The organism is Pseudomonas vranovensis (assembly GCF_040438935.1).
Taxonomy (GTDB): Bacteria; Pseudomonadota; Gammaproteobacteria; order Pseudomonadales; family Pseudomonadaceae; genus Aquipseudomonas; species Aquipseudomonas vranovensis.
This window is the reverse complement of the sequence record NZ_CP159259.1, coordinates 5,618,634-5,631,973: the sequence shown is the minus strand read 5'-3', so window position 1 is coordinate 5,631,973 and position 13,340 is coordinate 5,618,634. Positions and strand designations below refer to the sequence as shown.

13 protein-coding genes are annotated in these 13,340 nt (G+C 62.6%); 10 read left to right on the top strand and 3 right to left on the bottom strand.

Features of this window, described 5'->3' with window-relative positions:
- The first annotated feature begins 17 nt into the window (after positions 1 to 17).
- The 4 genes from ABVN19_RS26115 to ABVN19_RS26100 all read left to right on the top strand — a co-directional run bounded on the left by ABVN19_RS26115 (position 18) and on the right by ABVN19_RS26100 (position 3,484).
- On the top strand, positions 18 to 815 hold the full coding sequence (locus tag ABVN19_RS26115; protein ID WP_028944382.1) for a hydroxymethylpyrimidine/phosphomethylpyrimidine kinase: 798 nt from the start codon (positions 18 to 20) through the stop codon (positions 813 to 815).
- A gap of 15 nt (positions 816 to 830) precedes the next feature.
- A complete protein-coding gene (gene thiE / locus ABVN19_RS26110) occupies positions 831 to 1,457 on the top strand; it encodes a thiamine phosphate synthase (RefSeq protein ID WP_028944383.1) in 627 nt (208 codons plus the stop codon).
- A gap of 15 nt (positions 1,458 to 1,472) precedes the next feature.
- Positions 1,473 to 2,753, top strand: coding sequence for a glutamate-1-semialdehyde 2,1-aminomutase (gene hemL, locus ABVN19_RS26105; protein WP_028944384.1), 1,281 nt, complete (start codon positions 1,473 to 1,475; stop codon positions 2,751 to 2,753).
- A gap of 182 nt (positions 2,754 to 2,935) precedes the next feature.
- Complete coding sequence (locus tag ABVN19_RS26100; RefSeq protein WP_028944385.1) at positions 2,936 to 3,484, top strand: SEL1-like repeat protein; 549 nt, start codon at positions 2,936 to 2,938, stop codon at positions 3,482 to 3,484.
- Positions 3,485 to 3,493: 9 nt separating this feature from the next.
- On the opposite strand, the gene ABVN19_RS26095 is transcribed toward ABVN19_RS26100, so the two are convergent.
- Positions 3,494 to 3,820 (bottom strand): DUF1820 family protein, encoded by a 327-nt coding sequence (locus ABVN19_RS26095; RefSeq protein ID WP_028944386.1) that lies wholly within the window; start codon positions 3,818 to 3,820, stop codon positions 3,494 to 3,496.
- A gap of 128 nt (positions 3,821 to 3,948) precedes the next feature.
- Here ABVN19_RS26095 and miaB point away from each other — a divergent pair, with 128 nt between their 5' ends.
- The 5 genes from miaB to lnt all read left to right on the top strand — a co-directional run bounded on the left by miaB (position 3,949) and on the right by lnt (position 9,257).
- Positions 3,949 to 5,277 (top strand): tRNA (N6-isopentenyl adenosine(37)-C2)-methylthiotransferase MiaB, encoded by a 1,329-nt coding sequence (gene miaB / locus ABVN19_RS26090; RefSeq protein WP_028944387.1) that lies wholly within the window; start codon positions 3,949 to 3,951, stop codon positions 5,275 to 5,277.
- Between the two features lie 123 nt (positions 5,278 to 5,400).
- Positions 5,401 to 6,399, top strand: a complete 999-nt coding sequence (locus ABVN19_RS26085) for a PhoH family protein (RefSeq protein WP_028944388.1) — start codon at positions 5,401 to 5,403, stop codon at positions 6,397 to 6,399.
- Positions 6,392 to 6,886: an rRNA maturation RNase YbeY gene (gene ybeY, locus ABVN19_RS26080; RefSeq protein WP_028944389.1), complete on the top strand. Its 495-nt coding sequence runs from the start codon at positions 6,392 to 6,394 to the stop codon at positions 6,884 to 6,886. Before ABVN19_RS26085 ends, ybeY begins: the two co-directional genes overlap by 8 nt.
- A gap of 5 nt (positions 6,887 to 6,891) precedes the next feature.
- Positions 6,892 to 7,731, top strand: coding sequence for an HlyC/CorC family transporter (locus tag ABVN19_RS26075; RefSeq protein WP_028944390.1), 840 nt, complete (start codon positions 6,892 to 6,894; stop codon positions 7,729 to 7,731).
- 8 nt (positions 7,732 to 7,739) lie between these two features.
- Positions 7,740 to 9,257: an apolipoprotein N-acyltransferase gene (lnt, locus tag ABVN19_RS26070; protein ID WP_028944391.1), complete on the top strand. Its 1,518-nt coding sequence runs from the start codon at positions 7,740 to 7,742 to the stop codon at positions 9,255 to 9,257.
- On the opposite strand, the gene ABVN19_RS26065 is transcribed toward lnt, so the two are convergent.
- Both ABVN19_RS26065 and ABVN19_RS26060 read right to left on the bottom strand, forming a co-directional pair.
- Positions 9,254 to 10,015: a YdcF family protein gene (locus ABVN19_RS26065; RefSeq protein WP_028944392.1), complete on the bottom strand. Its 762-nt coding sequence runs from the start codon at positions 10,013 to 10,015 to the stop codon at positions 9,254 to 9,256. The two genes, lnt and ABVN19_RS26065, sit on opposite strands and share 4 nt — an antisense overlap.
- A gap of 126 nt (positions 10,016 to 10,141) precedes the next feature.
- Positions 10,142 to 10,459 (bottom strand): hypothetical protein, encoded by a 318-nt coding sequence (locus ABVN19_RS26060; protein ID WP_028944393.1) that lies wholly within the window; start codon positions 10,457 to 10,459, stop codon positions 10,142 to 10,144.
- A gap of 238 nt (positions 10,460 to 10,697) precedes the next feature.
- Between ABVN19_RS26060 and leuS the strand changes: the two genes are divergently transcribed.
- Entirely contained in the window at positions 10,698 to 13,304 is a 2,607-nt protein-coding gene (gene leuS / locus ABVN19_RS26055) for a leucine--tRNA ligase (protein ID WP_105642177.1), read from the top strand.
- The last annotated feature ends 36 nt before the right edge of the window (positions 13,305 to 13,340 follow it).

The following is a 13,340-nucleotide window of genomic DNA, read 5'->3' as shown; positions in this document are numbered from 1 at the left end:
TGTTAAGCTCGCGCACCATGAATACCTACAGCTCCCGCCCCGTTGTCCTCTGTCTCTCCGGCCACGACCCCAGTGGCGGCGCCGGCTTGCAGGCAGATATCGAAGCCCTGATCGCTCAAGGTTGCCACGCCGCTCCCGCCGTGACCGCCCTGACCGTGCAGGATACCGTCAATGTCAGTGACTTTCGCGTGCTCGACCGCGAGTGGGTACTGGCCCAGGCTAACGCCGTGCTCGCCGACTCGACGGTAGCGGCGGTAAAGCTGGGCATGCTTGGCTCGCTGGACATGGTCGACACCGTCGTCGAACTGCTCAGTGCCCACCCGCACCTGCCGCTGGTCTGCGACCCGGTACTGCGCGCTGGCGGCGGTGGCCGCCTGGGCAAGGATGAGGTTGGCTACGCCATGCGCGAGCGACTGTTGCCGCTGGCGACCATTGCCACGCCGAACCTTCCTGAAGCCCGCATTCTGGCCGAACTGCCGGAAGGCACCGCCGACGAATGCGCAGAAAAACTGCTGCCCTTCGTCAGACACCTGTTGATCACCGGCGGTCACGGTGACGAGCATGAAATCCACAACCGCCTGTACAGCCGCGATGGCCAGCGTCATACCTGGACCTGCCAACGCCTGCCCGGCAGCTACCACGGCTCGGGTTGCACCCTGGCCAGCGCCCTGGCCGGCCGCCTGGCACTGGGCGAGCACTTGCAAAGCGCCGTCCGCTCGGCCCTGGACTACACCTGGCGCACCCTGCGCGATGCCGAACAACTGGGCAAGGGCCAATATGTGCCGCGTCGCCTTCCCCTGGATTTCTGCTCCTGAACCCGAGGCCCCGAGATGAAGCTACGCGGTCTGTATGCCATCACCGACAGCCAGCTGTTGGCCGGCAAGTTTCTGCCCTACGTCGAAGCGGCCCTCGACGGTGGCGTGACCTTGCTGCAATACCGTGACAAAAGCCAGGATGAAGCCCGCCGCCTGCGCGAGGCCGAAGCCCTGGTCGAGCTGTGCAGCCGCTACAAGACCCGCCTGATCGTCAACGACGATGCCGAGTTGGCCGCACGCCTGGGTGTCGGCGTCCATCTGGGCCAGACCGACGGCCCGTTGACCCCGGCCCGTACCTTGCTCGGACGCGAGGCGATCATCGGTTCTACCTGCCACGCGCAGTTGGAGCTGGCGGAACAAGCCGCCCGCGAAGGTGCCAGCTATGTGGCCTTCGGCCGCTTCTTCAATTCCGTTACCAAACCGGGTGCGCCAGCCGCCGATACGGCCCTGCTGGAGCAAGCCCGCGCCCGGCTCAAATTGCCGATCTGCGTGATCGGCGGCATCACCCTGGACAACGCTGCCCCGCTGGTCGCCCACGGCGCCGACCTGCTGGCGGTGATTCACGGCCTGTTCGGCGCCGACAGCACGCAGGAAGTCACCCGCCGTGCCCGCGCCTTCAACGCCCTGTTCGCATCTGCCTGATTGAGAGAGCCCATCATGTCTCGTTCCGAAACCCTGTTTGCCAACGCCCAGAAGCACATCCCCGGTGGCGTCAACTCGCCGGTGCGGGCGTTCAAGAGCGTTGGCGGCACCCCGCTGTTCTTCAAGCATGCCGAAGGTGCCTACGTCACCGACGAAGACGACAAGCGCTATGTCGACTACGTGGGTTCCTGGGGGCCGATGATCCTCGGCCACAGCCACCCGGACGTCCTCGACTCGGTGCGCAAGCAGCTTGAACACGGCCTGTCCTATGGCGCACCAACCGCCATGGAAACCGAAATGGCCGACCTGGTCTGCTCCATCGTGCCGTCGATGGAAATGGTGCGCATGGTCAGCTCCGGCACCGAAGCGACCATGAGTGCCATTCGCCTGGCCCGCGGCTATACCGGTCGCGACAGCATCATCAAGTTCGAGGGCTGCTACCACGGTCACTCCGACAGCCTGCTGGTCAAGGCCGGCTCCGGCTTGCTGACCCAGGGCGTGCCAAGCTCCGCAGGCGTACCGGCAGCCTTTGCCAAACACACCCTGACCCTGCCGTTCAACGACATCGACGCCGTCGAGAAAATGCTGGCCGACGTGGGTCAGGAAGTGGCCTGCATCATCGTCGAGCCTGTGGCCGGCAACATGAACTGCGTGCCGCCCGCACCGGGCTTCCTCGAAGGCCTGCGCACCCTGTGCGACAAGCACGGCGTGGTGCTGATCTTCGATGAAGTGATGACCGGCTTTCGCGTTGCCCTGGGCGGCGCCCAGGCGCACTACGGCGTCACACCGGACCTGTCGACCTTCGGCAAGATCGTCGGCGGCGGCATGCCGGTTGGCTGCTTCGGCGGCAAGCGCAAGATCATGGAGCAGATCGCACCACTGGGCCCGGTCTACCAGGCAGGCACCCTGTCGGGCAACCCGCTGGCCATGGCCGCGGGCCTGACCACCCTCAAGCTGATCAGCCGCCCAGGCTTCCACGACGAGCTCAGTGCCTACACCAGCAAATTGCTCGACGGCCTGCAGCAGCGCGCCGATGCAGCCGGCATTCCGTTCGTCACCACCCAGGCGGGCGGCATGTTCGGCCTGTACTTCAGCGGTGCCGACGACATCGTCACCTTCGATGACGTGATGGCCAGCGATGCCGAGCGTTTCAAGCGCTTCTTCCACCTGATGCTCGAAGGTGGCGTATACCTGGCGCCAAGCGCCTTCGAGGCCGGTTTTACCTCGATCGCCCATGGCGAGGCCGAGCTCAAGATCACCCTGGATGCTGCCGAGAAGGCGTTCGCCAAGCTCTGATTGCATGAACCATCGCGGGGCAAGCCCGCTCCTACACTGTACGGTGCAGGAGCGGGCTTGCCCCGCGATAATGCCTCTCATCACAGAAAATCGAGTAAAGACTTTGTAAGGTAGGCGCTGCTTATCCCATAATGTGCCACCAGACACTTTGGCCGCAGCTTTGCAGAGGTAAGTCGATCCCCATGAACCGCACCGGCCGCGCCCTCGCCCTGGGCTGCCTGTTGCTTCTTCAGCCCCTGCTGGCCTCGGCAGGCGGTAACTCGTTGCTGATTCCAGCAACGGGCCGCTGCACCCTCGATTCCCAACCTGAAGACCTGCCCCAGGCCCTGGCAGCGTGCCAGCAAGCAGCGCAGGCGGGCGACGCCCAGGCTCAATACGAATTGGGCGAGTTCTATTATCAGGGCACCTACACCCCGCGCGATCTCAATCAGGCGCTGAGCTATTTCGAGCAGGCATCGCTGCAAGGCCACGCCGAAGCGCAATATCGCCTGGGAACCATGTTCTACAAGGGCGAAGGCGTTGCCGCCAACAATGTACAGGCGTACATCGTGTTGAAAATGGCGGCGGTCAACGGCGCAGAGGACGCCCTGGACCTGGCCGACGAAGTGTCGGAAAAAATGCCGCGCGACGAACTGGAAATGGCGACCCAGGTACTGGGACAGATTTTCCGCAAATACCTGCTTGAGCTGCAGACCGCCGAAGGGCGCACCCCTTTCTCGCCACTCCCCTGAACAACCGGCCTACTTCTCCGGCATCGGCATCGGAAACGGCATCACGTTGCCCACGCCTCGGGCCTCGCTGATTTTCGGCGTTCCCAAGCGTTCGACCTCATCGATGCGCACGATCGAATGCATCGGCACGAAGCTGCGCACCACGCCCTCGAACTGGGCCTTGAGTTTTTCTTCACTCGGATCGACCACGACCTGGGTGCGCTCTCCGAAGACAAACTCTTCTATTTCCAGAAAGCCCCACAGATCGCTTTGGTAGATCTGCTTGGCATACATCTCGAATACCTGGCCCTGGTTGAGAAAGATCACTTTGTAGATAGGCGCTTCACGTTTGGTCATTTCGAAGGGGCAGTCACAGGTTGTAAAGAAAGCGCAAACTATAACATAGGGCCCAGACCGACAACGCTAGGAACCGCCGGCCCACCCCCCTATAATGCGCGGTTCTTCGAATTACCTGATGATCTCCCATGGCCAAAAAGCTTTATATCGAAACCCACGGTTGCCAAATGAACGAGTACGACAGCTCGCGCATGGTCGATCTGCTGGGCGAACATCAAGCCCTGGAGGTCACTGCGCGTGCCGAAGACGCCGACGTGATCCTGCTCAACACCTGCTCGATCCGCGAGCGCGCCCAGGACCGGGTCTACTCCCAACTGGGCCGCTGGCGTGAACTCAAGGACATGAACCCGGACATGGTCATCGCCGTCGGCGGTTGCGTGGCCAGTCAGGAAGGCGAGTCGATCCGCAAGCGCGCGCCCTATGTCGACGTGGTATTCGGCCCGCAAACCCTGCACCGCCTGCCAGAAATGATCGACGCGGCGCGCACCACGCGCCTGCCTCAGGTCGATGTGTCATTCCCCGAAATCGAGAAGTTCGACCACCTGCCCGAACCGCGCATCGACGGCCCGACCGCTTATGTCTCGGTCATGGAAGGCTGCAGCAAGTACTGCACTTTCTGCGTGGTGCCCTACACCCGTGGCGAAGAAGTCAGCCGGCCGTTCGACGACGTGCTGGCCGAGGTGATCCACCTGGCCGAAAACGGTGTGCGCGAAATCACCCTGCTGGGGCAGAACGTCAACGGCTACCGCGGCCAGACCCACGATGGCCGCCTGGCAGACCTTGCCGAACTGATCCGCGTGGTCGCCGCCGTCGATGGCATCGACCGGATCCGCTACACCACCTCGCATCCGCTGGAGTTCTCCGACAGCCTGATCCAGGCCCACGCCGAAGTGCCGGAGCTGGTCAAGCACCTGCACCTGCCCGTGCAGTCGGGCTCTGACCGCGTGCTGGCGGCGATGAAGCGCAACCACACCGTCCTCGAATACAAATCCAAGCTGCGCAAGCTCAAGGCCGCGGTGCCGGGTATCTGCATCAGCTCGGACTTCATCGTCGGCTTCCCGGGCGAAACCGAGAAAGACTTCGAGCAGACCATGAAGCTGGTGGCCGACGTCGGTTTCGACTTCTCCTACTCCTTCGTCTACAGCCAGCGCCCGGGAACGCCGGCGTCCGACCTGCCCGACGAGACATCGGAAGACGTGAAAAAGGAGCGGCTCAAGGCCCTGCAGCACCGCCTGGATACCCAAGGCTTCGAAATCAGCCGACAAATGGTTGGCACCATCCAGCGCATCCTCGTCACCGACTACTCGCGCCGCGACCCCGGCCAGTTGCAGGGGCGCACCGAGAATAACCGTATCGTCAACTTCCGCTGCGACAATCCGAAGCTGATCGGCCAGTTCGTCGACATCCATATCGACGACGCACGCCCTCACTCGCTGTTCGGTTCGCTGGCCCATTGACCTGTCCAGCCGGGCCGCAACACTGGCCCGGCGACCCTTGATCGTTTCAGCGCTTTCGCCCTGCAGCGGCTAGGGTTATCCTTGAGTCCATATCCATTGCCGTCGGGCGGCTGAAAAACAACCTTGAACGCACCCATAGAACCTCATCGTTTCATCCTCGAACCCTTCGAGGCCCATCGCTTCGCCAATCTGTGCGGGCAATTCGACGAGCATTTGCGCCTGATCGAACAACGCCTGGCCATCGAAATCCGCAACCGCGGCAATCAGTTCGAACTGATCGGCGAACCCAAGCACACCTCCTCTGCCGAGCAACTGCTGCGTCGCCTCTATCGCGAGACCAAGGCCACTGAGCTGTCGCCGGAAATGGTCCACCTGTTCCTGCAGGAATCTGCAGTCCAGGCCCTGGAGAACCCGGCGGTGAACGAAGTCAGTGTTTCCTTGCGCACGCGCAAGGGCATGATTCGTCCTCGCGGGCTGAACCAGCAGCGCTACGTCAAGGAAATCCTTGGCAACGACATCAACTTCGGCATCGGCCCGGCCGGTACCGGCAAGACCTACCTGGCCGTGGCCTGCGCAGTCGATGCGCTGGAGCGCGAACAGGTACGCCGTATCCTGCTGGTGCGCCCAGCGGTCGAAGCCGGCGAGAAGCTCGGCTTCCTGCCCGGCGACCTGGCCCAGAAGATCGACCCGTACCTGCGCCCCCTGTACGACGCCCTGTATGAAATGCTCGGCTTCGAACACGTGGCCAAGCTGATCGAGCGCCAGGTGATCGAGATCGCCCCGCTGGCCTACATGCGTGGCCGGACCCTGAACAACAGCTTCATCATCCTCGACGAAAGCCAGAACACCACGGTCGAGCAGATGAAGATGTTCCTGACCCGTATCGGTTTCGGCTCCACGGCAGTGATCACCGGTGACATCACCCAGGTCGACCTGCCGCGCGGCACCAAGTCGGGCCTGGCCCATGTGATCGAAGTGCTCAAGGACGTGCCGGGTATCAGCTTTACCCACTTCCAACCCAAAGACGTGGTTCGCCACCCACTGGTGCAGCGTATCGTCGAAGCCTACGAGCGCTTTGAAAACCAGCAGCCAGACCGAGAAGGCACCCGTCGCGATGCTTGAACTCGACCTGCAACGGGCCACGGATGCCGCTGCCCCTGATGACACCCTGTTCCGCCGCTGGTGCGAACTGGCGTTGCGCCAGCGCACTGCCGACTCGGAAATGACCATCCGCCTGGTGGACGAAGCCGAAGGCCGTGAGCTCAATCACACCTACCGGCACAAGGACTACGCCACCAACGTGCTGTCCTTCCCCGCCGATGTTCCCGACGACTTGCTCGACATCCCCCTGCTCGGCGATCTGGTGATCTGCGTCGCGGTGGTCGAGCGCGAAGCCGCCGAACAGGGCAAGTCTCTCGAAGCCCACTGGGCACACCTGGTGATCCACGGCTGCCTGCACCTGCTGGGCTATGACCACATCGAAGACGATGAGGCCGAGGAAATGGAAGCACTGGAACAAGAGTTGCTTGCCGAACTGGGTCACCCGGACCCTTACGCCGACGACGAGCACGACGTACCCCACACTGATATCAGCAAGGAACACGAGTAACCGCCATGAGCGAAGATCGATCGAGCAACGGGCAAAAGTCCTGGTTGGGCAAACTGACCCAGGCTTTTGCCCATGAGCCGAAAAACCGCCAGGAGCTGCTTGAGCTGCTGCGCGAAGCCCACCAGAACAAGCTGCTGGACAGCGAGGCGCTGACCATTGTCGAAGGCGCCATCCAGGTGGCCGACCTGCAAGTACGCGACATCATGGTGCCGCGCTCGCAGATGATCAGCATCAAGGCCACGCAGTCGCCACGCGAGTTCCTGCCGGCGGTGATCGACGCTGCGCACTCGCGCTACCCGGTGGTCGGCGAAAGCCATGACGACGTGCTCGGTGTCCTGCTGGCCAAAGACCTGCTGCCACTGATCCTCAAGGAGAATGGCGACAGCTTCAACATCAAGGACCTGCTGCGACCGGCCACCTTCGTGCCCGAGTCCAAGCGCCTGAACGTACTGCTGCGCGAGTTCCGTGCCAACCACAACCACATGGCCATCGTCATCGACGAGTACGGCGGCGTGGCCGGCCTGGTCACCATTGAAGACGTGCTCGAGCAGATCGTCGGCGATATCGAAGACGAACATGACGTCGAGGAAGACAGCTACATCAAGCCACTGCCAAGCGGCGACTTCCTGATCAAGGCCCTGACCCCGATCGAGAACTTCAACGAGTTCTTCGACAGCCAATTCTCCGACGATGAATTCGATACTGTCGGTGGCCTGGTGATGAGCGCCTTCGGCCACTTGCCCAAGCGTAACGAGACCACTGAAATAGGCCCGTATCGCTTCCGCATTCTCAACGCCGACAGCCGCCGGATACACCTGCTGCGTCTGACCCCTATCACCCGTTAAGGACAACCATGCGCTGGATCACCCGCCCCGGCTGGCCCGGTAACCTGCTGGCCGTGGCGGCTGGCGCAATCACCACCCTGGCCCTGGCGCCGTTCGACATCTGGCCGCTGGCGTTGCTGGCGGCCGGCCTGTTCTACCTTGGCCTGCGCGAGCTGAGCCCGCGCCAGGCCCTAGGCCGCGGCTGGTGCTTCGGCTTCGGCTTGTACGCGGCTGGCACCAGCTGGATCTACGTCAGCATCAACACCTACGGCGGCGCGACACCGCTACTGGCAACCGGCCTGCTGGTGGCGTTCTTTGCCGCCATCGCCTGGTTCTTCGCCCTGCCCGCCTGGGTCTGGGCACGCTGGCTGCGCCGCAACGAAGCCCCCCTGGCCGACGCCCTGTGCTTCGCGGCCTTGTGGGTGGGCCAGGAAGCCTTCCGTGGCTGGTTCCTCACCGGGTTTCCCTGGCTGTACTCCGGCTACAGCCAGCTTGACGGACCGCTGTCCGCCCTGGCCCCAATCGGCGGCATGTGGCTGATCTCCTTCTGCCTGGCCCTGTGTGCCGCCCTGCTGTGCAACGTGCCGCGCCTGCGTGAGCGCAAGTCGTTCCTGGCGGTGGCCATTGTGTTGTTGCTGGCACCCTGGGCCGTGGGGTTGGCACTGAAGAATCACGCCTGGACCACGCCAGCCGGCAAGCCCCTGACCGTTGCGGCCCTGCAAGGCAACGTCGAACAGGAAATGAAGTGGAACCCCGAACACGTCAATGCCCAACTGGCCTTGTACCGGGACATGAGCTTCAGCTCCAAGCCTGTCGATCTGCTGATCTGGCCGGAGACCGCGGTGCCGATCCTCAAGGACCAGGCCCAGGGTTACCTGGACATGATGGGCAATTTCGCTGCCGAACGTCATTCGGCGCTGATCACCGGCCTGCCGGTCCGCGAAATCGTCCACCAGCAACGCCGCTACTACAACGGCATCACCGTGACCGGCGAAGGCGATGGCACCTACCTCAAGCAGAAGCTGGTGCCGTTCGGTGAGTACGTGCCCTTGCAGGACATGCTTCGCGGCCTGATCGCTTTCTTCGACCTGCCAATGTCGGACTTTGCCCGTGGCCCCTCGGATCAACCATTGCTGCAGGCCAAGGGTTATCAGATTGCCCCGTACATCTGCTACGAAGTGGTCTACCCGGAGTTCGCTGCAAGCCTGGCAGCGCGCAGCGACATTCTCCTGACCATCAGCAACGACACCTGGTTCGGCACCTCGATCGGTCCGCTCCAGCACCTGCAGATGGCGCAGATGCGTGCCTTGGAGGCGGGTCGCTGGATGATCCGAGCCACCAACAATGGCGTGACCGGTCTGATTGACCCGTTCGGCCGGATCACCGCGCAGATCCCGCAGTTCGAGCGCGGGGTCCTGTACGGCGAAGTGGTGCCGATGCAGCAGCTCACACCGTACCTGCAGTATCGCTCCTGGCCCCTGGTGATCCTCTGCGCGCTGTTGCTGGGCTGGGCCCTGCTCGCCAGCCGCATTGCCAAGACCGTCTAGTAGAACACCCGGTAGCCGAGCAGGCCGACTGCCTCGTTGAGCAGTTGGCCGCTCTGCCAGATCGACTTACTTTCTGGCAGCCAGCCTCCGAACGGCCGGGCATGATCGCGCCCGAGAAAGCCGACCGGCGCCGGCACCACCTCAAACCCCGCCTGTTCGAAGCTCCAGCGCGAGCGCTGCATGTGCCAGGCCTGGGTCACTACCACCACACGCTTGATGCCCAGGGGCTGAAGCATTTCAGCAGTCATCCGAGCATTTTCCCAGGTCGTGCGGCTGCGCCCTTCCTGCCAGCGCACCGTGACACCCAAGTCACGCTGCAGGGCATCGGCCATCAACTGTGCTTCACTGGGTGGCGTACCAAAATGCAGGCCACCACTGGTCAGCAGCGGCAAGCCTGAAGCCTTGGCCAACTGCGCCGCATAGCGCATGCGCTCCATGGCCACGCCGGTAGGCTGGTCGACATCAGCCCAGGCCGGATCACCCCGCTCTCGCCCGGCCCCCAGAATGACAATGGCATCGGCCCGTTCGGCCAGTTGCGCCCAGTGCGCCTGGCTCAGCGCCGGCTCGGTTTCCAACAAACGCGCCGAACGCTCGACAACAACCGGCAAGCTCATCAACCACAGCCCACCCAGGCCCAGCACAAAGCACAAGGCAGAGACCCGCGGCCACGACCGGCGCAGCCACCAGGCCACCAGCAGCAACAGGAATAGAATGCCAGGCGGCAGGATCAGTTGTTTGATCAGGTAGCGGATCGGCACAGGACACCTCCAGGGAGGTGCGCAGCCTAAAAGGATCGGCACCTGGCAACAAGCGTAGTCAGGCGCCGATCCTCATAGATTTTTCAATATTGGCGCACTCCGCATTGCGCCTGGGAATCCGAACGGCTATTTGAATTGCAGCGTCCTGGATTTTGCCGTGGTAGTGGAGCGCGTCTTGTCTTTGAGCCAGACGACTCTGGCCGAAGCAGGCGGCTCCGGTGATAGCTGTGCGCCAGCGCATCCATGCCTACCTTCTGGAAGGGAGTCCAGATAGGCTTTGATAACATCGAATTCAGCGCGGCTAAGACCACGCAACTCCAATTCAGCAGGCACTTCATCGCGTAACCGAACGGCCGTTCTGGCAACCTCCAGGGCCAACCCCAGACGGTCGATCAACCGTTCGTAAAGCTCCGGTTTTGTTGCTTGTAGCTGCGACTCTCCCATCCGTTCACCTCATTGAAGATAAATATATCTCCCCCACTCCTGAGCTTAGCGTCACTCGCAAAAGCAGCAGGGCGCCGCGACCAACGGCCCGCAGCGCCGCAGGCTGTGCAATCAGGGTTTCCCTCGGTGGACAGCGGTCATGTATGCTAGGGCGTTCACCCTTTTGACACCGGATTGCCGATGCAGCGTTTTTTTCGCTGCCTGGATAAGGTCTCCCATTTCTCAGCGCAAAGTAGCCATGCACGAACTCTATCAGCCCCGCGAAATCGAAGCCGCCGCCCAATCGTTTTGGGACGAGCGAAAGTCTTTTGAAGTCAGTGAACAGGAAGGCAAGGACACGTTCTACTGCCTATCGATGTTCCCGTACCCAAGCGGCAAGCTACATATGGGCCACGTGCGCAACTACACCATCGGCGACGTGATTGCCCGCTACCAGCGCATGCTGGGCAAGAATGTCATGCAGCCAATGGGTTGGGACGCCTTCGGCATGCCGGCCGAAAACGCCGCGATGAAGAACAACGTCGCGCCGGCCAAGTGGACCTACGAAAACATCGACTACATGAAGACCCAGCTCAAGAGCCTGGGCCTTGCCTTCGACTGGTCCCGCGAAGTCACCACCTGCAAGCCGGACTACTACCGCTGGGAACAGTGGCTGTTCACCCGCCTGTTCGAAAAAGGCGTGATCTACCGCAAGAACGGTACCGTGAACTGGGACCCGGCCGACCAGACTGTATTGGCCAACGAGCAGGTCATCGATGGACGTGGCTGGCGTTCGGGCGCGCTGATCGAGAAGCGCGAAATCCCGATGTACTACTTCAAGATCACCGACTATGCCGACGAGCTGCTGGAAAGCCTCGACGAGCTGCCGGGCTGGCCCGAACAGGTCAAGACCATGCAGCGCAACTGGATCGGCAAGTCGCGTGGCATGGAAGTTCAGTTCCCCTACGACCTGGCCAGCATCGGCCACGCCGGGGCACTGAAAGTCTTCACCACCCGTCCCGACACCCTGATGGGCGCCACCTACGTGGCCGTTGCCGCCGAGCACCCGCTGGCCACCCAGGCAGCCCAGGGCAACCCAGCGCTGCAGGCGTTCATCGACGAATGCAAGAGCGGCAGCGTCGCCGAAGCCGACGTCGCCACCCAGGAGAAAAAAGGCCTGGCCACCTCGCTGTTCGTCGAGCACCCGCTGACCGGTGAAAAACTGCCGGTGTGGGTCGCCAACTATGTGCTGATGCACTACGGCGACGGTGCGGTAATGGCCGTTCCGGCCCATGACGAACGCGACTTCGAGTTCGCCAAAAAGTACAACCTGCCGTTCAAGGCCGTGATTCGCACCAGCCTGGGCGACGACGTTGCCGCCGAGTGGGATGCTGCCTGTGGCGAACACGGCACGCTGATCAACTCCGGCGAATTCGATGGCCTGGACTTCCCGGGCGCCTTCGATGCCATTGAAGTGGCACTGATCAAGAAAGAACTCGGCAAATCGCGCACCCAGTTCCGCCTGCGCGACTGGGGTATCAGCCGCCAGCGCTACTGGGGCTGCCCGATCCCGATCATCCATTGTCCGTCCTGCGGCGACGTGCCGGTCCCTGAAGACCAGTTGCCCGTCACCCTGCCTGAAGACGTTGTACCGGATGGCGCAGGCTCGCCACTGGCTCGCATGCCTGAGTTCTACGCCTGCACCTGCCCTAAATGCGGCACCGCGGCCAAGCGCGAAACCGACACCATGGACACCTTCGTCGAGTCGTCCTGGTACTTCGCCCGCTACGCCTCGCCAAACTACGAAGGCGGCATGGTCGATCCAAAGGCTGCCAACCACTGGCTGCCGGTAGACCAGTACATTGGCGGTATCGAACACGCCATCTTGCACCTGCTGTACGCGCGCTTCTTCCACAAGCTGATGCGTGACGAAGGCCTGGTCACCTCCAACGAGCCGTTCAAGAACCTGCTGACCCAGGGCATGGTCGTTGCCGAAACCTACTACCGCGTTGCCAGCAACGGCGGCAAGGACTGGTTCAACCCGGCCGACGTTGAAATCGAGCGTGATGCCAAGGCCAAGATCATCGGCGCCCGCCTGAAAACCGACGGCCTGCCGGTCGAGATCGGTGGCACCGAGAAGATGTCCAAGTCCAAGAACAACGGCGTTGACCCGCAGGCGATGATCGATGCCTATGGCGCCGACACCTGCCGTCTGTTCATGATGTTCGCATCGCCGCCCGACATGAGCCTGGAGTGGTCCGACTCCGGCGTTGAAGGCGCCAACCGCTTCCTGCGCCGTGTCTGGCGCCTGGCCCAGGCCCACGTGACCCAGGGCTTGCCGGGCAAGCTCGACGTCGCGGCCCTGGACGACGCTCAGAAGGTAATCCGCCGCGCCATCCACGCGGCCATCAAACAGGCCAGCATCGATGTCGGCCAGCACCACAAGTTCAACACCGCCATCGCCCAGGTGATGACCGTGATGAACGTGCTGGAAAAAGCCCCGCAGGCTACCGAGCAAGACCGCGCCCTGCTGCAGGAAGGCCTGGAAACCGTCGCCCTGCTGCTGGCCCCGATCACCCCGCACATCAGCCATGAGCTGTGGCAGCGCCTGGGTCACCAGGATGCCGTGATCGATGCCGCCTGGCCGACGCTGGACGAAAGCGCCCTGGTCCAGGACAGCATCGTTCTGGTCATCCAGGTCAATGGCAAGCTGCGCGGGCAGATCGAAATGCCGGCCGGCGCCAGCCGTGAAGACATCGAAGCCGCTGCCCGCAGCAACGAGAACGTCCTGCGCTTCACCGAAGGCCTGAGCATCCGCAAGGTCATCGTGGTACCGGGCAAGCTGGTCAACATCGTCGCCAACTGACAGGACTACGGGCCCGCATGAACGGCGGGCCCGTAT

Excerpts from the sequence above, each read along its gene's own strand:
- hemL (WP_028944384.1), top strand. The coding sequence starts at position 1,473 with ATGTCTCGTTCCGAAACCCTGTTTGCCAACGCCCAGAAGCACATCCCC.
- ybeY (WP_028944389.1), top strand. The coding sequence starts at position 6,392 with ATGCTTGAACTCGACCTGCAACGGGCCACGGATGCCGCTGCCCCTGAT.
- ABVN19_RS26115 (WP_028944382.1), top strand. The coding sequence starts at position 18 with ATGAATACCTACAGCTCCCGCCCCGTTGTCCTCTGTCTCTCCGGCCAC.
- ABVN19_RS26095 (WP_028944386.1), bottom strand. The coding sequence starts at position 3,820 with ATGACCAAACGTGAAGCGCCTATCTACAAAGTGATCTTTCTCAACCAG.
- ABVN19_RS26100 (WP_028944385.1), top strand. The coding sequence starts at position 2,936 with ATGAACCGCACCGGCCGCGCCCTCGCCCTGGGCTGCCTGTTGCTTCTT.
- ABVN19_RS26075 (WP_028944390.1), top strand. The coding sequence starts at position 6,892 with ATGAGCGAAGATCGATCGAGCAACGGGCAAAAGTCCTGGTTGGGCAAA.
- miaB (WP_028944387.1), top strand. The coding sequence starts at position 3,949 with ATGGCCAAAAAGCTTTATATCGAAACCCACGGTTGCCAAATGAACGAG.
- lnt (WP_028944391.1), top strand. The coding sequence starts at position 7,740 with ATGCGCTGGATCACCCGCCCCGGCTGGCCCGGTAACCTGCTGGCCGTG.
- thiE (WP_028944383.1), top strand. The coding sequence starts at position 831 with ATGAAGCTACGCGGTCTGTATGCCATCACCGACAGCCAGCTGTTGGCC.
- leuS (WP_105642177.1), top strand. The coding sequence starts at position 10,698 with ATGCACGAACTCTATCAGCCCCGCGAAATCGAAGCCGCCGCCCAATCG.
- ABVN19_RS26060 (WP_028944393.1), bottom strand. The coding sequence starts at position 10,459 with ATGGGAGAGTCGCAGCTACAAGCAACAAAACCGGAGCTTTACGAACGG.